The 17,511-nt window shown below is 68.6% G+C and carries 16 protein-coding genes; 10 read left to right on the forward strand and 6 right to left on the reverse strand.

Going from position 1 to position 17,511, the window contains the following annotated elements; all coding sequences use genetic code 11:
• The first annotated feature begins 148 nt into the window (after positions 1–148).
• The 4 genes from MRBLMX7_RS06380 (at position 149) to MRBLMX7_RS06395 (ending at position 4,721) form a co-directional block, all read left to right on the forward strand.
• On the forward strand, positions 149–1,618 hold the full coding sequence (locus tag MRBLMX7_RS06380) for an LLM class flavin-dependent oxidoreductase (RefSeq protein WP_363366770.1): 1,470 nt from the start codon (positions 149–151) through the stop codon (positions 1,616–1,618).
• Positions 1,615–2,841, forward strand: a complete 1,227-nt coding sequence (locus MRBLMX7_RS06385) for an acyl-CoA dehydrogenase family protein (RefSeq protein WP_363366772.1) — start codon at positions 1,615–1,617, stop codon at positions 2,839–2,841. The genes MRBLMX7_RS06380 and MRBLMX7_RS06385 overlap by 4 nt, the downstream gene beginning before the upstream one ends.
• Before the next feature lie 11 nt (positions 2,842–2,852).
• Positions 2,853–4,076 (forward strand): acyl-CoA dehydrogenase family protein, encoded by a 1,224-nt coding sequence (locus MRBLMX7_RS06390; RefSeq protein WP_363366775.1) that lies wholly within the window; start codon positions 2,853–2,855, stop codon positions 4,074–4,076.
• Between the two features lie 63 nt (positions 4,077–4,139).
• Complete coding sequence (locus tag MRBLMX7_RS06395; protein ID WP_363366777.1) at positions 4,140–4,721, forward strand: hypothetical protein; 582 nt, start codon at positions 4,140–4,142, stop codon at positions 4,719–4,721.
• 7 nt (positions 4,722–4,728) lie between these two features.
• Here the strand turns inward: MRBLMX7_RS06395 and MRBLMX7_RS06400 are convergent, their stop codons facing one another.
• Positions 4,729–6,138, reverse strand: a complete 1,410-nt coding sequence (locus MRBLMX7_RS06400; protein WP_363366779.1) for an LLM class flavin-dependent oxidoreductase — start codon at positions 6,136–6,138, stop codon at positions 4,729–4,731.
• Positions 6,139–6,337: 199 nt separating this feature from the next.
• Between MRBLMX7_RS06400 and MRBLMX7_RS06405 the strand changes: the two genes are divergently transcribed.
• From MRBLMX7_RS06405 to MRBLMX7_RS06420, 4 genes are read left to right on the forward strand one after another with little or no spacing between them, the layout of a single operon-like run.
• Positions 6,338–7,984, forward strand: coding sequence for an ABC transporter substrate-binding protein (locus tag MRBLMX7_RS06405; RefSeq protein WP_363366782.1), 1,647 nt, complete (start codon positions 6,338–6,340; stop codon positions 7,982–7,984).
• Positions 7,962–8,981: an ABC transporter permease gene (locus tag MRBLMX7_RS06410; protein WP_363366784.1), complete on the forward strand. Its 1,020-nt coding sequence runs from the start codon at positions 7,962–7,964 to the stop codon at positions 8,979–8,981. The genes MRBLMX7_RS06405 and MRBLMX7_RS06410 overlap by 23 nt, the downstream gene beginning before the upstream one ends.
• Positions 8,978–9,841: an ABC transporter permease gene (locus MRBLMX7_RS06415; RefSeq protein WP_363366786.1), complete on the forward strand. Its 864-nt coding sequence runs from the start codon at positions 8,978–8,980 to the stop codon at positions 9,839–9,841. Before MRBLMX7_RS06410 ends, MRBLMX7_RS06415 begins: the two co-directional genes overlap by 4 nt.
• Before the next feature lies 1 nt (position 9,842).
• Entirely contained in the window at positions 9,843–11,579 is a 1,737-nt protein-coding gene (locus MRBLMX7_RS06420; protein ID WP_363366789.1) for an ABC transporter ATP-binding protein, read from the forward strand.
• Here MRBLMX7_RS06420 and MRBLMX7_RS06425 read toward each other — a convergent pair.
• Positions 11,573–12,367, reverse strand: a complete 795-nt coding sequence (locus MRBLMX7_RS06425) for a CPBP family intramembrane glutamic endopeptidase (protein WP_363366791.1) — start codon at positions 12,365–12,367, stop codon at positions 11,573–11,575. The genes MRBLMX7_RS06420 and MRBLMX7_RS06425 overlap by 7 nt on opposite strands.
• Positions 12,364–13,056, reverse strand: coding sequence for a TetR/AcrR family transcriptional regulator (locus MRBLMX7_RS06430; protein ID WP_363366793.1), 693 nt, complete (start codon positions 13,054–13,056; stop codon positions 12,364–12,366). Before MRBLMX7_RS06430 ends, MRBLMX7_RS06425 begins: the two co-directional genes overlap by 4 nt.
• A 71-nt stretch (positions 13,057–13,127) precedes the next feature.
• Here MRBLMX7_RS06430 and MRBLMX7_RS06435 point away from each other — a divergent pair, with 71 nt between their 5' ends.
• Positions 13,128–13,655, forward strand: a complete 528-nt coding sequence (locus tag MRBLMX7_RS06435) for a hypothetical protein (protein WP_363366796.1) — start codon at positions 13,128–13,130, stop codon at positions 13,653–13,655.
• Positions 13,652–14,056 (forward strand): hypothetical protein, encoded by a 405-nt coding sequence (locus MRBLMX7_RS06440; protein ID WP_363366798.1) that lies wholly within the window; start codon positions 13,652–13,654, stop codon positions 14,054–14,056. Before MRBLMX7_RS06435 ends, MRBLMX7_RS06440 begins: the two co-directional genes overlap by 4 nt.
• Positions 14,057–14,117: 61 nt before the next feature.
• Here MRBLMX7_RS06440 and MRBLMX7_RS06445 read toward each other — a convergent pair whose 3' ends face one another.
• From MRBLMX7_RS06445 to MRBLMX7_RS06455, 3 genes are all read right to left on the reverse strand, one after another.
• Positions 14,118–14,372, reverse strand: a complete 255-nt coding sequence (locus MRBLMX7_RS06445) for an ACT domain-containing protein (protein WP_363366800.1) — start codon at positions 14,370–14,372, stop codon at positions 14,118–14,120.
• 527 nt (positions 14,373–14,899) lie between these two features.
• Positions 14,900–15,232 (reverse strand): hypothetical protein, encoded by a 333-nt coding sequence (locus tag MRBLMX7_RS06450; RefSeq protein WP_363366803.1) that lies wholly within the window; start codon positions 15,230–15,232, stop codon positions 14,900–14,902.
• A gap of 239 nt (positions 15,233–15,471) precedes the next feature.
• Positions 15,472–17,376 (reverse strand): hypothetical protein, encoded by a 1,905-nt coding sequence (locus tag MRBLMX7_RS06455; protein WP_363366805.1) that lies wholly within the window; start codon positions 17,374–17,376, stop codon positions 15,472–15,474.
• Positions 17,377–17,511: the final 135 nt, after the last annotated feature.

A 17,511-nucleotide genomic window follows, 5' to 3' on the forward strand; every position in this document is an offset into this window, starting at 1 on the left:
GATCGGCGCTCACGCTAGGAGTCGGATGCGGTCGAGCGCGCGCCGCGCGTAACAGTTCGTCTCACCGCGACAGAGTGCGTCATCGACCCGACGGACGCGGGTCTCGAATCGCTAGGGTCGCCTCTACCCCACCCGCCAGAGGAGCACCGTGCCCAGCCGCATCATCCTGAACGCCTTCGACATGACCTGCGTCACGCACCAGGCTCCCGGCCTCTGGCGTCACCCCGACAACCAGGCCGATCGGTACCACGACCTGGACTACTGGGTCGATCTGGCGACGACGCTCGAGCGCGGTCGTTTCGACGCGGTCTTCATCGCCGATGTGCTCGGCACCTACGACGTGTACCGCGACTCGGCGGCCGCCGCGCTGGGTGACGCCGCGCAGGTGCCCCTGGGTGACCCGGTCGTGCAGATCTCGGCGATGGCGCACGCGACCGAGCACCTCGGCTTCGGGGTGACCGTCGCGACCACCTACGAGCAGCCCTACGCACTCGCCCGCCGCTTCTCGACGCTCGACCACTTCACGCGCGGCCGCGTCGGCTGGAACGTCGTCACGAGCTACCTGGACTCCGCCGCCCGCAACCTCGGCCTCGATACTCAGATCGGGCACGACGAGCGGTACGAGATCGCCGAGGAGTTCCTCGATGTGACGTACAAGCTGTGGGAGGGGTCGTGGGATGACGACGCCGTGCAGCGCGATCGTGAATCCGGGATCTTCACCGATCCGTCGCGCGTGCACCCGATCGGCCACGAGGGGCGGCACTACCGGGTGCCGGGCATCCACCTCGCCGAACCGAGTCCTCAGCGCACCCCCGTCATGTTCCAGGCGGGGGCGTCTCCCCGCGGACGCCAGTTCGCCGCGACCCATGGGGAGGCGATCTTCATCAACGGGCTGCGTCCCGAGCTCACGCGCCCGCTGACCGACGACATCCGGGATCGTGCCGAGGCGCTCGGCCGCCCGCGGGACTCGGTCCGGGTCCTCACGCTCGTCACGATCGTGGTCGCCGCGACCGACGAGGAGGCGCAGTCGAAGCTCGACGACTACCGCCGCTACGTATCGCTCGAGGGCGCTCTGGCGCTGTACGGCGGCTGGTCGGGGCTCGACCTGTCGCAGTTCGACCCGGACGTGCCGCTCGAGTACGTGGACACGGATGCCGCGCGCTCCGCGCTGTCGATCTTCACGAAGGCCGACCCGGAGCGCGCGTGGACCCCGCGCGACATCGCCCACTACGTCGGCATCGGCGGCATCGGACCCGTGATCGTCGGGAGCCCGCAGACCGTCGCCGACGAACTGGAGCGCTGGGTGGAGGTCGGAGGCGTCGACGGATTCAACATCGCGTACGTCGTGACCCCTGGATCCTTCGAGGACGTCGTCGAGCACCTGATCCCGGAGCTGCGACGCCGCGGGCGCGTGTGGGACGAGTATCCCGAGGGAACCCTGCGGGGACGCCTGACGGGCGACGGATCCCCCGTCATCGCCGACTGGCACCCCGCGCACCGGTATCGCGGAGCCTTCGCCGACGGACCCAGCGCCCTCGACGGCACCCTCGGCGGGCCGCTGACCGACGACTCGACCGACATCACGAACGACATCACCGAGAAGGAGGGCGCCCGATGAGCGTCGCCGCAGACACCACGACCCGCAGCCGCTGGACCGGCACCGCCGATGCGGCGGAGCGCGCGCACTGGCGCGCCGTCGCGGAACGCGTCGCCGAAGAGCTCGGCCGCGACGCCCTGCAGCGCGACCGCGCGAACCAGGACCCGACGGTCGAGCTCGACCTGCTGCGCGACGCGGGTCTCGTGAACCTGCTGCAGCCGGCCGAGTTCGGCGGGGGCGGCGCGCACTGGGAGACGGCGTTCCTCGTCATCCGCATCCTGTCGCGCGCCGACGCCTCGATCGCGCAGGTGCTCGCGTATCACTACATCAACTCGGGCAACATCGGCTTCGCGGCCGACCCCGCGGTGCAGGACGACTGGCACCGGCGCACGATCGACGGCCGTTGGGTGTGGGGCGACTCCGTGAACCCGACCGATCCCGACCTCGAGCTCACGGCCGACGGCGACGGCTACCGGCTCACCGGGCTCAAGCGCTTCTCGACCGGGGCATCGGCGGGCGACGTCGTGCTCGCCGCTGCCGCGGTGCGCGGGGGCGACCTCGACGGCACCGCGCAGCTCGTCGTGCTCGACCACGACCGCGACGGCATCCGCTACCTCGGCGACTGGGATGCTCTGGGTCAGCGCCTCTCGGCGAGCGGATCCGTCCGGTTCGAGAACGTACGGGTCGAGCGCGGCGACGTGCTCGGCGAGCTCGGCGACGAGCCGTTCTCCACGCTCATCACCCCCGGGATCCAGCTCGCGTTCGGCAACCTCTACCTCGGCATCGCGGAAGGCGCTCTCGCGCGCGGTCTCGACATCGTGCGGGCCCGACCGCGCGCCTGGTTCCTCAGCCAGGCCGACTCGTACCGCAACGACCCGTTCGTGCAGCGCGTCGTGGGCGAGTTCGCCTCGCGCATCGCGGCCGTCGAAGCCCTGGCCGACCGCGCCGGGCGCCTCTTCGACGAGGTCGTGGACGAGGGCGGACAACTGACCGCGGAGCGCCGCGGCGAACTGGCGATCGAGATCGCGAAGCTCAAGGTCGTGTCGACCGAGGTGGGCATCGAGGTCGCCGACCGGATCTTCGAGGTCACCGGATCGAGCTCGGCGAAGGCCGACGTCGGCCTGGACCTGTTCTGGCGCAACGTCCGCACGCACTCGCTGCACGACCCGGTCGACTACAAGAAGCTCGAGGTCGGCGCCTGGACCCTGAACGGCGAGCTGCAGCCGATCTCGCTGTACACGTGAGGGGCGGCGACATGACGGACACGCAGAAGGACCGACTGGCCGTAGCGCGCGAGCGCCTGCGCCCGCTGTTCGCCGAGATCGGCGAGGGCACTGTCGCGCGCGAGCAGAGCCGGACGCTGCCCTTCGCCGAGGTCGAGGCGCTGCGAACCGCCGGGTTCGGGCGGCTGCGGCTACCGGTGGAGCACGGCGGCGACGGGCTCGATTGGCCCTCGTTCGCCGAGCTGCTGATCGAACTCGCGGCCGCGGACTCGAACCTGCCGCAGATCTTCCGCGGGCACATCGCCTACGTCGAGCACGTGCTCGCGTCGCCTCCGGGACCGCGAAGGGAACTCTGGCTCCAGAGGCTCGCGGACGGCGAGCTCGTGGGCAACGCGTGGTCGGAGAACGGCGCCGCCGCCGTCGGGACGAACTCCACCCGCGTCTCTCGCCGGCCCGACGGCACCTGGCGCGTGGACGGTCGCAAGTTCTACACGACCGGCAGCATCTTCGCCGACTGGATCGACGCGACGGTCGACCTCGACGGCACCACCGTGACGGCGCTCATCCGCCGGGATCAGGACGCCGTGGCGGTGTCGGACGACTGGGACGGCTTCGGCCAACCACTCACCGGCACCGGCACGGCCGTGTTCGACGATGCCTCGGTCGACGAGGACGACGTCGAGCCCTTCACGGCGCGGTTCCCCTTCCAGACCGCGGTGTACCAGCTCACGCTCCTGTCGGTGCTCGCCGGCATCGCCGCGGCGATCGAGCGCGACACCGCGGCCCAGGTGCGCGCCCGCACCCGGGTGTACAGCCACGGCAGCGCCGACCGCGTCGCCGACGACCCGCAGGTGCTGCAGATCGTCGGCGAGCTCACCGCAACCGCCGCGACCGCTCGCGCCCTCGTGCTCGATGTCGCCCGCGAGGTGCAGCATGCAGCCGACAGCCTCGGCACGCCGTCGGCACAGGATGCCGTGGTCGCCGCCGAGCTGCGTTCAGCCCATGCCCAGATCGTGCTGACGGATCTCGTGCCGCGCGCCGCCTCCCGCCTGTTCGACACGCTCGGCGCGTCCGCCGTGCGCTCCGGAACGGCCCTCGACCGGCATTGGCGCAACGCCCGCACCGTGTCCTCGCACAACCCGTGGATCTTCAAGGCGCGCCAGCTCGGCGACCACGCGGTCAACGGCAGAACGCCGGACTTCGTCTGGGCGGTCGGTGCGGCGAACGCGCAGGAGGGTGCCCCGGCCCCGGTCTGACGGCGCGACGACGCGCGTTCGCGCTCTCGCTACACGCGATCGGACTCTGTCATGCTGTCGAGCATGAGGACTGGGACCACTGCGGCGTGGAGCGTGGGCGTCGTCGCCGTCATCGCGGCGATCGGCGTCGCAGCCGTGATGATCTCGTCGTCCGTCGCGTCGGATGCGACCTCGTCCGCGGAGACGGGAGCGACACCGACTCCGACGCCCAGCGCGAGCCCGCCCCTGGACGAGGAGGCCGCGATGATGGCGGAGCTCGGCGACGGCTACCAGTACCTGGGCCACGGTACGAGCATCCCGAAGAACGCTCTCCCGGGGTGCCCCGAATCCGGTTACATCTTCCTCGGCAGCGACGGCGACGAGCCCCCGCATGCCGAGCACCTCGGGGCCGACCTCGTCGACCTCGGGCCGCGTGATTACGCCGAGGGCTCGGTCGGGTTCGACGAGCAGGGCCGCATCGCGACGTACACGGTCGCTCCCGGCGACGTGGAGATGGCAATCGGCGAGCGCTTCTGCATCTACAACGCCGGCATGCTGGGGATGCTCAACGGCTACAAGGGCGGCGACGCCTTTCAGCCCGGTGACGTGATCACCCTGAACGCCGACCTCGTCACGGACTGGGTCAGCCCCTACCCAGAGGGCTGAGCACGCGTCACACGGACACGCGCCCCTCGAGGATCGCCGCCTCGTCGAGTCCCTGCCCCCCGCGGAAGCGCGCGGCCGGGTGCGTGTCGGCCACGCGCGGTCCGACGCCGTGCACGCGCTCGCGCAGCGTCTCCCCCGGCGTGTAGGCCTCGCGCAGGCGGCCGCGGCGGCGCAGCTCGGGCACCGCGTACTCGATGAAGTCGCGAGCCGTGTCCGGCGAGTGGTACTGCACGAGGTTGATGCCGTCGATGTCGTGCTCGTCCAGCCAGGACTCGATCTCGTCGGCGACCTCGGTCGGCGATCCGACGGCCATGAACGGCTTGCGGTGGAACCCGGAGAAGGTCGCGAGGAACTCGGCGATCGTCTGCTCCTGCGGAAGGAACGCCGCCGCGAGGTCGTCGCCGCGCCCCTCCCGGCGCAGGGCGTCACCGACCGTGATGTCCCCGGGGTGAGCGGTGGGGTCGAACGGCAGGCTCGCGTGCGCGAGGACTCCGTCGATGCTCGCGTACCGGTCGTACTCGGCGAGCTTGGCCTCGGCCTCCTCCCTGGTCGCTGCGACGATGACCGTCGCGCCGACCACGAACTTGATGTCGTCTCGGGCGCGTCCCTGTCGCTCGAGCTCATCGCGGATCTTCGCGATCGTGCCGCTCACCTGCTCGAACGAGCGCCCTCCGGTGAAGATGAGCTCGGCGTGACGGCCGGCGAACTCGATACCGCGCGACGACTGCGTGGCCTGGATCAGGAAGGGCGTGCGCTGCCGCGACGGCGACGACAGGTGCGGGCCCGCGACGGAGTACCGCGGCCCGTGGTGGTCGATGTAGCGGATCTTCGAGGGGTCCGCGTACACGCCGCCCTCCTGGTCCTCGACGATCGCGTCCTCGTCCCACGATCCCTCCCACAGCTTGTAGAGGACATCGAGGTACTCGTCGGCGATCTCGTAGCGGGTGTCGTGGTCGACCTCGCCGTCGAGACCGAAGTTGCGGGCGGCGTTGGGCAGGTACGAGGTGACGATGTTCCAACCCACACGACCCTTGGTGAGGTGGTCGAGCGTCGACATGCGGCGCGCGAACGAGAACGGCGGCTCATAGGTCGTGGAGAACGTGATGCCGAAGCCGAGGTGCTGCGTCACGGCCGCCATCGCCGGCACGACGAGCATCGGATCGTTGCTGGGGATCTGCAGCCCCTCGCGGATCGCCGTCTCGGGACCCCCGCGGAACACGTCGTAGGCCCCGATCACATCGGCCAGGAACACGGCGTCGAAGCCGCCCGCCTCCAACTGCCGCGCGAGCTCGGTCCAGTACTCGATGTCGGTGAACGCGGTGCGGCGGTTGCCGGGGAGTCGCCAGAGTCCGTGCGTGATGTGGCTCACGCAGTTCATCTCGAAGAGGTTGAGGATGAGGCGCTTCGGATCGGTCATGGTCGGGCTCCTTCCGCGGCGCACGTGCGCCCTCGCCGATCCTTCCGCGGGTTCGCCGCGCGACCGCATCCGATGACGTCCGATGTGGCCGGATGACGTCGTGTGACGTCGCACGGCTCCCCGTGACACGCAGGGTGTGGCAGACCGCGGGCCTCGGAATGATCGCATCATCCCTCCCGACGAAAGGCACCCGAGCCCCATGAACGCATCCAGGACCCGTCGCGCGCTGACGACGACCGCCGTCGCGGCCCTCGCGGCCCTCGCGCTGTCCGCCTGCAGCGGCGGCGCCGTCGCCCAGCCCGCCGCCGATGCCGAGCGCGTCGACGGCGGCACGATCGTGTACGCCCACCAGCAGGAGCCGCAGTGCCTCTTCGGCGGGTGGATCGAGCAGGCCTACATCTCGTACCAGTTCCTCGACAGCCTGTTCTCCCTGACCGAGGACGGCGAGGTCGTGCCCTGGCTCGCCGATGACTGGGCCGTGAGCGACGACGGCCTCACCTACACCCTCACCCTCAAGGACGGCGTCGAGTTCACGGACGGGACCCCGGTGGATGCCGAGGCCGTGGCCTACAACTTCGACTACTGGGTCGCCGGCGGCAACAGCACCGCCGCAGTCTGGCTCGGCGGCTACTACGAATCCGCCGAGGCGGTCGACGATGTGACCGTCGCGGTGCACCTCTCACGCCCCTACGCGCGCTTCGTCGAGAACCTCACGCAGGGGTACTTCGGCATCCAGTCGCAGCACGCGCTGGAGACCCGCACCGAGGAGGAGAACTGCGAGCAGCCGATCGGCTCCGGCGCGTTCGTCGTCGAGAAGTGGAACCGCGGCGAGAACGTGATCCTCACGCGCAACGACGACTACACGTCGTGGCCCGAGAACGCGAAGCACACCGGCCCCGCGTACGTCGAGAAGGTCGATTGGCGCTTCGTCGCCGATGGCGTGACCCGCGTCTCGGCGCTCCGCTCCGGCGAGGCGGACGCGATCTACGACATCCCCGCGATCGAGTGGGACGGGCTCGAGGGCGAGCAGTACGAGCTCCACAAGTACGTGACGCCCGGTCGCCCGCAGCAGGTGTCGTTCAACACGACCCGCGAGCCGTTCTCCGACGAGAATCTGAGGAAGGCGTTCGTCTACAGCCTCGACCGCGAGAGCATCGTCGACACGATCGGCCACGGCGTGATCCCGTTCGAGGGCAACGGCGGCGTGAGCAGGGCGACGCCGGGGTACAGCGAGAAGGCCGCCGACTGGTACGCCTACGACGCCGACGAGGCCAACCGCCTGCTCGACGAGGCCGGATGGACCGAGCGCGACGACGACGGCTACCGCGTCAAGGACGGCAAGACGCTCGACGTGGTGTTCCCGTACAACGCCGGCACGATCATCAACGCCGACGGCGCATCGATCTTCCAGGCGGTGCAGGAGCAGGCCAAGGCCACGGGGTTCAAGGTGGAGCTCATCCCCGTGCCGCCGTCCGAGACCTGGGCGGGCAAGTACGCCGGGCGCGACGCGTACGACATCTCGGCCGGGTACTGGACCTCGGTGAACGCGGGCATCCTCTACATCAACTGGCGACCCAGCACCGAGGACGACCCGAACTTCTCGAACAGCGCGTTCTACGACGACCCGGAGCTCGAGGCCATCATCCTCGCTGCGAACTCCGAGTCGGATGTCGAGAAGCAGAACGCGCTGTACGGGCAGGCCCAGGAGTACATCGCCGACCACGCACTCGCGTTCGGGCTGTATGACCGGCTCAGCACGCTGGGAGTGAACCCACGACTGCGCGACGTCTGGCAGGAGCACGCACAGGGAGGACCGACGTTCTATGACGCGTACTTCGTCGAGTGAGACGCGGCCGGCCGACCGGATCGACTCCGGCCGGCCGGCGGCGCCGCGCCGCACGCTCCGCCGCCTCCGCCGCGTGGGGTCGAGCATCGTGGGGGCCCTCGTGGTGCTGTGGGGCGCGGCCACGGCCGCCTTCCTCGCCCAGACCGCTCTGCCCGGGGACCGCGCCACCGCGATCCTCAACATCCGCACAGGGCAGGCTCAGGAGCGCACCCCCGCCGAGCTCGCCCCGATCGTCGACGCCTACGGGCTCGACGATCCGCTCCTCGTGCAGTACCTGCAGTACGTCGGCGGGCTGCTGCGTGGCGACCTCGGTACCTCGTACCAGCAGTTCCGACCGGTGTGGGATCTGATCGGCGAGCAGCTCGGGTCGACCCTCGTGCTCACCCTGACCGGCATCCTGCTCGCGTGGGTGCTGATGGTCGTCTGGGTGACGCTCACCGCGGGCCGAGGTCCCCAGGTGCGAGCGATCGGCTCGGCCGTCGACACGGTGACCGCCGCACTGCCCCCGTACTGGCTCGGCATCCTGCTGCTCCTCGTCTTCGCGCTCACACTGCGTTGGTTCCCCGTGATGGGCGGCAGCGGTGTGAACGGCATCATCCTGCCCGCTCTCACGCTCGCGATCCCGCTCGCGGGATTCATGGGTCAGTCGGTGCGAGCGGAGTACGAGCGCGCACTCGACCAGCCCTTCGTGCTCAGCGCGCGGATGCGGGGCATGGGCGATCTCGGCATCCGTCTGCGTCACGTGCTGCGTCACGCGTCGATCCCGGCCGTCACCCTCACGGGGTGGGCGCTGGGCGCGACGGTCTCGGGCGCCGTGATCGTCGAGCAGATCTACTCGCGCCCCGGCATCGGCAAGACACTGGTCGCCGCGGTCGGCGCGCAGGACCTCCCCGTCGTGACCGGCATCGTGGTGCTCGTCGCGGTGCTCTACGTCGTCGCCAACCTCCTGGTCGACGTCGTCTACACGCTCATCGATCCGAGGTTGAGGATGTCATGACCATCGCCCCCGTCACCCCGACTCTCCCCTCCGGCTCAGCGCGTCCTCGTCGTCGTCTGCGGGTGAGCTGGTCGCTGCTCGTCTCGATCGTGCTGGCTGTGCTCTTCGCGGTCGCCGCGTTCGCGCCGGGTGTGCTGGCCACCCACAGTCCCACGGCGCAGAGCTTCGCCGACGCTCTGCGGGCGCCGTCCTTCGCACACTGGTTCGGCACCGACGAAGCGGGACGCGATCTCTACAGCCGGGTCGTGCACGGTACCCGCGAATCGCTCCTGATCGGCATCGGCGCGGCCGGGATCGCCCTCGTCGCGGCGCTCGTGCTCGGCGCGCTCGCCGCTCTCGGAGACCGCGTCACGGCGGCGATCGTCAACCGCGCGATCGAGGTCGCGTTCGCGTTCCCGAATCTGCTGCTGGCGCTGCTGCTCGTCTCGATCCTCGGGCCGTCGCCCTGGACGCAGGTCGTCGCCGTCGGTGTCAGCACCGCGCCGGGGTATGCCCGGATGGTGCGCGGACAGATCCTGTCGGCCAAGAACGCCGGCTATGTCGAGGCCGCGCGGGCGCTGGGTCACGGGTGGTGGCGCATCCTGGGTCGCCATGTGCTGCCGAACGCGATCCGTCCGCTCGTCGCAGTGTTCACGATGGCGATCGGTCAGTCGATCGTCTGGGCCTCCGGGCTCTCGTTCCTCGGCCTCGGCGTCGCGCCGCCCTCCTCCGAGTGGGGAGCGCTGCTGGATGCCGGCCGCACCAACATCCTGCAGGCGCCGTGGCTGACCTTCATCCCCGGCCTCGTCATCCTCGTGCTCGCGCTGACCGCGACCACGATCGGCAAGAGCATCCAGAGCAGTCTCGAGAAGGGCCGTTGACATGAGCATCGCAGAACTCACCATCCCGTCTGCGCAGGCGGCCACAACCGGCGAGCGCCGCCTGACCGTGCGGAACCTGAACGTCGGGTTCGCGCGCGACGGCGAGACCCGCAGCGTCGTGCGCGATGTGTCGTTCAAGCTGACGGCCGGGCGCTGCGTCGCGATCGTGGGGGAATCCGGTTCGGGCAAGAGCGTCACGGCGCGCACGCTGGCGGGCCTGACCGGTCAGGGCGCGGTCGTGGACGCCGAGGAGATCTCGCTCGGTGGTGTGGATCTCGGTGACCGCGTCGACCTCACGGCGCAGACCGACCGCTCCTGGCGCCGGATCCGCGGACGGCGCATCGGCTTCATCCAGCAGGATGCGCTCGTGTCGCTCGACCCGCTGCGACCGGTCGGGAAGGAGATCGAGGAGGCGCTGCGCCTGCACGGGTGGCGCGACCGCACCGCGCGACGACGCAAGGCGGTCGAACTGCTCGCGAGCGTCGACGTGCCCCAGCCCGAGCTCCGCGCGCGGCAGCGTCCGGGCGAACTGTCGGGCGGCCTGCGCCAGCGCGCTCTCATCGCCTCGGCGATCGCCCTCGACCCCGAGGTGATCATCGCCGACGAGCCCACGACCGCGCTCGACGTCACGGTGCAGGCGCAGGTGCTGTCGCTGCTGGAGGACGCGAAGGTCCGCGGCTCGTCGATCATCCTCATCAGCCACGACCTGTCGGTGGTGGCGCAGCTCGCCGACGACATCCTCGTGATGCGCGGCGGCGAGGTCGTCGAGCAGGGGTCGGCAGCGCAGGTGCTCCGCGCGCCTCAGCATCCGTACACGCAGAGCCTGGTCGACGCCGTGCCGAGCGGTCACACCCGCGGCGAGCGCCTCGCTCCGCAGGAGCGCACCGTACCGAACCTGCACGTGGCACGCACCTCGGCGGGCCAGCGCGGTGAAGCGGTGCTCGACGCCCGCGTTCTCGTGAAGCGCTTCGTCGCACCGGACGGCCGCCACAGCACCGCGGTCGACCATGTGTCGTTCACGCTGCACCGGGGTGAGACAGTGGGGATCGTCGGCGAATCGGGGTCGGGCAAGAGCACGACCGCCCGCATCGCCCTTGCCCTCGAGACCGCCGACGAGGGCGAGGTGCGGCTGCTGGACCAGCCCTGGTCGGGCGTCTCCGAGGCGAAGCGACGTCCGCTGCGTCGCCGCATCGGCGTCGTCTACCAGGACCCGCTGAGCTCCTTCGACCCGCGATGGAACACCGAGCGGATCCTGCTCGACGCGATCCCCGCGGATGCCGGTCTGACCCGGCGCGAGCGGGAGCAGCGGGTCATCGATCTCCTCGCGCAGGTCGCGCTGCCGGCATCCGTGCGCGAGCGCTTCCCGCTGCGCCTCTCGGGAGGTCAGCGGCAGCGCATCGCGATCGCGCGTGCCCTCGCCACCTCACCCGAGATCCTCGTGCTCGACGAGGCCGTGTCGGCGCTCGATGTGTCGGTGCAGGCGCAGGTGCTCGACCTGCTCGTCGACCTGCAGGACGAATACGGCCTCAGCTACCTCTTCATCTCGCACGACCTCGGCGTGATCCACCACCTCAGCGACCGCGTGCTCGTCATGAAGGACGGCGTGGTCGTCGAGGAGGGCGACGCCGAGCGGATCTTCCGCGCGCCCGAGCATCCGTACACGCAGGAGCTGCTGCGGTCGCTGCCGAGGTTGGAGGGAGCGGATGGAGAGGAACCCGGAGCGCTCCGACCTCAGTAGCCGCGCTGTCCGTCCTGCACTGCGCGGGCCAGGCGCTTGCGCCAGGTCAACACGATCAGCAGGAGGACGATGATCAGCACCGGGGCGAAGTTCACGATGTCGTACGTGTTCGACAGATCGATCTGAGTGGAGAGGATGCCGAAGTCCCACAACCCGTGCGCTGCCATGCCGACGACGAGCGAGCCCGTGGTGCGCAGGACGAGGTAGAAGACGGCTCCGGTCAAGGTCGTCAGAACGACCTGCAGGAGCGCGGCGCCGAAGTCGCCCGTGATGAAGCCGTTGGACCCGTGAGCGATGCCGAAGATGAGAGAGGTCCACCCGGCCACCGCGAACTCCGAGCGACCTGTCGACTGGAACGCCGCGACACCGAGACCTCGGAACAGGAGTTCCTCCGCGAACCCGACCAGCAGCACAGCGGTGAGCAGCACGAGAGCGTGGAGCAGCCCCGCCTGCATGAGACCCCCGTAGTTCGTCACCGCGATGATCCCGAGCAGCAGCAGCACGGGGATCACGAGCGTCCACCGGCGCAGACGCCGCGCGCTGACGAAGATCTGCGTCCAGCCCCCGACCCACGCGACGATCGCGACGACGAACGCCGCCCCCAGTGCGACCGGAACGATGACACCCCGGAGGAGCGCATCGACCGATTCGATGGACCCCCCTGTCGAGTCCGGATCCGCGAGCAGCAGTGTGAGCCCCTGCACGATCACGAGGTAGCCGACGACGACGAGGAGGAACTGCCCGATCTTCGGGAGCCGGGTCCGAGTGCCGGGAGAGTCGACGGTCATCGTGCGTCCTTCGTTGCGGGGGCGGGCGGTGTCACAGCCGGCCCCAGTCGGTTTCCTGAGGGTTCGGTGATGCAGAGTCGCAGCGTCTCCGCCACCGTGCGTGCGTGCGGCGGGATGCCGGTGCGGGCGTACTCGGACGCCAGCGAGTCGTTGAACGCCCGGTTGGCGCCCACCACGGCCGCCGTGATCCGCGCCACATCGACATGGTCATCCGGCAGCTGCAGCCTTCTCGCGAACACGGGGATCATGCTGCGTTCGAAGTGGTCGCAGATCATCAGCCAGGAGACGCGGAGCGCGGGTTCCGAGTGACCGAGGACGACCATGCGCATCCCGCGTTCCTGATCATCGGTGTAGGTCACGCGTCCCGATGACGGCCTTCCGGCGAGATGCTCCTCCAGAGTGCGATCGAGGGGCCACGCCGCGACCAGGTCGACCAGCGGACGCGCGAGACTCGTCAGGATCGGTTCGATGCACGCTTCCTTGGACCGGAAGTAGCGCCACAGCGTCCGCACGGATATTCCGGCCACCGCAGCGATGTCCTCCCCTCGCGTCGCAACCACACCATCCCTCCAGAACAGCTCGGCGGCGACGCGCGACACCTGCAGCACGGACTCGGAATCACGCCGGAGGTCCGGGGCGACGTCGGGGCGCAGCTCATCGTCTGTCGGGCTCCGCTGTGCTACTGGCATAAAGTGACAGTACCACAACGGAGCCCTCGGATCCCCGCCCTGCGACCCGTCTCGGACGATACGCTTCGGCCATGGCATCCCCGCATCTCGCCCCGGCGTCGGCGGACGAGGCGTTTCCGGTCCCCTCGCCGGACGCTCGCCGAGCGTGGAGCTGGCTTCCGCTCCAGGTATTCGTCACAGGCCTCATCACGTTCGTCGTGGCCGCGGAGTGGATCTCGACCTCCGACCAGTACTCGGAGGGCATGCAGGCGGTCAGCCTCGGGCTCGGCTCGGCCGTGATCACGATCACCGCGTTCCTGCTCGGGCTGCCCCTGCGCGTCGCGCCTCCACTCCGCCGGTGGTGGGTGCGGCACGGGGGCTGGCCTGTCGTCGCCCTCTTCGTGGGCGTGGCGGGGCTGGTGCTCTCGTACTTCGTGGGCGACGCCCGCCCGCTCCATGTCCCGGCCGACGATCTGTTCCCGGAGGTGAACGGCTATCTCCCGGACGGCAGGATCTTCGTTCCCTCGTACGGACTCGTGGCACTTGCGACGATGCACCTGCTCCCGCCGCGGCGACGGCGGCGGCATCCTGCCGACCGGATGGCGGATGACAGGAGATGAACGAGCTCTTCGCCTGGACGATGCTGGCCGCCGCGATCGCGCTCGGCGTCGCCGTCACCGTCGGGCTCCGATCTCGACCGAAGCCTGTCGAGAGGTACTGGGGCAGCCTCGCGACATGGGGGTTTCAGCTGCTGGTCTCGATGGGGGCCGTGTTCTGGGTGGGCTTCCTCGGCATCTCGACGCCCCACTGCTCACCCGATTGCGAGTGGGACCTGCTCGGACTGAACTTCCAGGGGTTCATGATCTCCGCCGCCGGCATCCAACTGGTCAGTCTCGTGCTGACCGTCGTCTTCCAGCGCCGGGATCGGGTCTGGATCGTGCCCGTCGCGGGGATCGTGCTCACCCTCGTGGGCTGCGTGATCTCATCGGTCATCGCCTACAAGGCGATGCTGTTCTTCTGAGCGGTCCCGACCCGAGGACGTCAGCGGGCACGCCGCACAGGGGAGGGCAGGGGTCGAGTGCTCAGAGCTCGACGATGTGACCCGCAGTGCGTAGCGCCGTCTCCGCGCGCTCGACGGACTCCGTGGGAACCAGGACGAGGTCGGCCGACAGAGTCGACGTCACGAAGATCGGGATGCCCGCAGCCGACAGCGGAGCGATCAGGGCGACAGTCATGCCCGTCGTCTCGAGATCGTGTGCGGTACCGCCGGTGTACAGGGCGACCCAGTCCCCGTCGGAATCGGCGTCGACGACCGTGCTGTCGCCGTCGACCACCACGCTGACGATCGAACGCCCCTCGCCTGCATCGCCACTCGATGAGGCCCTCACGCTATAGCGGTGTGAATTGTCCGATCTCGCGGAAGTTGGCGGTAGGTGAGGCGCGCACCCCCGTAATCCCGCGCATCTCATGACCAGGATTGGTCGCACTTTGTCTCACGAAGCCTGTCGGTAACGGATTGATGCGCTGCGATCAGACCTGGCGCAACATCCTCAGTTTCAAGCATGAGCGCGAAGCGCGACGACTCGATTCACCCATCCTCGAAGTGGTCGCCAAACGACTTGACCGGCGTGGAGTCAATGTCCCCGGTCAGCATCCAATCGCGCAGTCGTTGGTGTATCTCCGCGACTACGGCGTAATAGGCGACCTCGTACGCCTGAAGTGGCGCGGCGGCCTGCTCGTGTTCCCATTCGCTGTCGTAGTCCCGCGGGTCTGGTGGAACATGCTCATCCGACCATGACTGCGCGGCCTGGTACGCCTCACGTTGAGTCTTGGATGTTTCAGCCAGCCAACGAAGCAGAGGCTCCTACTCAACACCCGTCGCGGCGAAGACGCGCGCGAGCGACTGGAAGGCCGTGAAGTCGCGGAAGTTGTGACGCGTCGCTTCGAGATAGTCGAAGGCCGCGCCGCCCACAGTCGCGCGAGCCTCGTGCGCTTTGCGATGGTCGCTCTCCTCTTTCTCCTGCTTCTGCCGTTTCCGCTCGCGGTTGGCGAGATACCAAGTGAGGCCGACGGCGACGAGAGCAACGATTGTTGACGAAATCGCCGTGAACGTCGGCAGCCCGACCTCGATCCACCAGCCCGGAGGATCGTTGACGATGAGGACCGGGATCGGCGTTGGGTCTACGGAAGGCAACATCTCGCGAGCCTAACGAGAAAACGTGCACGCAGATTCCGACCCACCAGTTCCGGTTGGGGCGCCTCAACCAGATCGAGATCGATCCAACCGGCAACTTGCGTGAGCACGGTTCAATGACCGTGGCGAGATACTGCTTGGGCTGGTCGGGATGCCCTGCCGACTTGCCGCAAGCGCGGGGCAGCGCGAGCGGTCACGCACGGCCTGCCGCGTCGCGCTTGTCGGCGGCATCGATGATTAGGTCACTCATCGGTGCCAGCCGCTACGTGGCCGCGCCAGTAGTCGGCGGCCGTCTGACCGTTTGCGAGAGCCTGCTGAAGGCCGTTGGTCTGGGCGAGTACGGCATGAAAGTCTCCCTGTGAGGTGAAGGCCTCGAGCGCGGTGCCGAGTGCGGTGTTGCCGAGGAACTCGGCGAACTCTCGAACAGAGTCAACGACCGCAAACTGCGTTGGGTTTCCATGCACGAGCGAATTGCGTACACGGGTGCGTCGTTGCCCCAAGTTCTCTCCCTCTTCCTGGAACTCGGCGATGATTTCCTCATAGGTCTTCATGTCGCGGAGACTCTGCAGCATACGGGTGATCCAGCCCCGCTCATGCTCGACCCGGCACAGGTCGAGAAGTTCCTGTTCGTGGTCGGCGGCAAAGAGCATCCAGGGACGCCGGCTCGTGCTTGCGTAGAACTCGCCAAGTAGCTCGCTGGTGCGTCTACTATTCGGGCCGCCACCGAGCAGGCAGCGCAGCACGGCGTTCTGGACGGCGGTGGCCCAGCGAGCATAGGCCCACCTCTCGACGAGCAGGTCGAAGAGTACGCCAGGCTTCATCGCCGCATAGGCCGCGACGTGTTGCACAACACGATCCGCCAGTGGAACCACCGCGCGGCGATCCGCCTCTGAAGGCTTACGCAGGGCAAAGGCGCGGCTGAACGGGAGGTCGGCGGCGGTCTGAGCCTCGATCGCTGCTGAGAGGAACCGTGGCAGGTCGTCCGTCGCGAGCGCGTCGGCGATCTTGGCCGCGTGACGCTCCAGTCCTTCGACGGTGAGCTGCGCTCCATGGCGGTCATCCGGGAAACCGGGTTCGGCCCGTGAAACCATGAAGCTTTGCGTTGTGGGCTCTCCAGACTGCACGACCACGTACTGGGCCAGGTGTGGACGGATGCCGTTGGAATCGTGAACCGCAACAGCGAAGATCGTGTCGATTACTTCGACGGCTCGCTCGAACGCGTTCGCAGCCGTGGTGAGTCCGAGGTCGACGCGGACGAGGAAGTCGACGTCATAGTCTTCGCCTATCCGCTCTTGCCATTTGAAGATGCCGCCATGCTTCGTGATCTTCGCCAGTTCTGCCTTGTGGGGGAAGTCAGGGCGCCCGGGCGCGGAGTTCGGGATATGCCAGGGTGCGTTGTAGAACTGAACATTGCCCGCGCCGATCTCGGGAACGAATCCGCCCTTGAAGCCAAGCCAGACAGCAACTGACTCGATTGTCTCGGGAGCGACGACGAGGTCGCGAGCCTTCGATACGCGAGATCCGACCGCAAGCTCTCGCTCCTCGAACGGGAGATCTTCCGGCTCCCGCCCGTACGCGAGCATGTCGACGGCGTGACGCAGGACGCGCTCCGCTGACTGACCTCGCCGTCCGAGCATATCGAAGAGCAGGTCGGCGACGAGCCGATAGTCAAGAGTCTCTAGAGCACGGTCCTTCGCGATGGCGACCAAATCATCCCAACACGCGCCGACTGCCCTGTCCGTCGCGAGGGCTGCGAGAAGGCTGTCGGCGGCACCTTCCACGTCGGCCCAGCGCTGGTCCGTGCGCAGTCCTGGACCCTGCGACAGCACGGCCTTTCCACTCGCCGCGAGCACTCCAAAGCGGGTCTGCAACGCAGCGACCTCTCGTGCAAGTGCGGTGCGCAGCGACGGACCGAGCGAGGCTACCGACTGCGCCAGGTCCGCTTTCAGCGAGTTCTGGTTGTCCTTCCGAACCCAGGCTTCTTCACCACTCGCGAGTTGCACCCAATCTCGGATCTCCTGCGTCGCGACGGTCAGCGGGAGTGTGAACGGAACGTAGCCCTGACGGCTGAGTGACGAAACAAGCGATTTGAGCCAGTCCGCTTCCCCCTCGGGCCAGTCGTCCCTCACGTGATAGTCGATCATCATCCGGCGATCCTCCTTCTCGGGCGTAGCTGAACCTCAGGGTGACGTCCCCCTGAGGTGGTGTCGTTCTCGGCAGGGTTGTTCGTGTCGTGCACGTGAGGGAGCCATCGTGCGATGGCCAGTGAGTACCGATCAAAG

The organism is Microbacterium sp. LMX7-1.2 (assembly GCF_040675935.1).
In the GTDB taxonomy this organism is placed as follows: domain Bacteria; phylum Actinomycetota; class Actinomycetes; order Actinomycetales; family Microbacteriaceae; genus Microbacterium.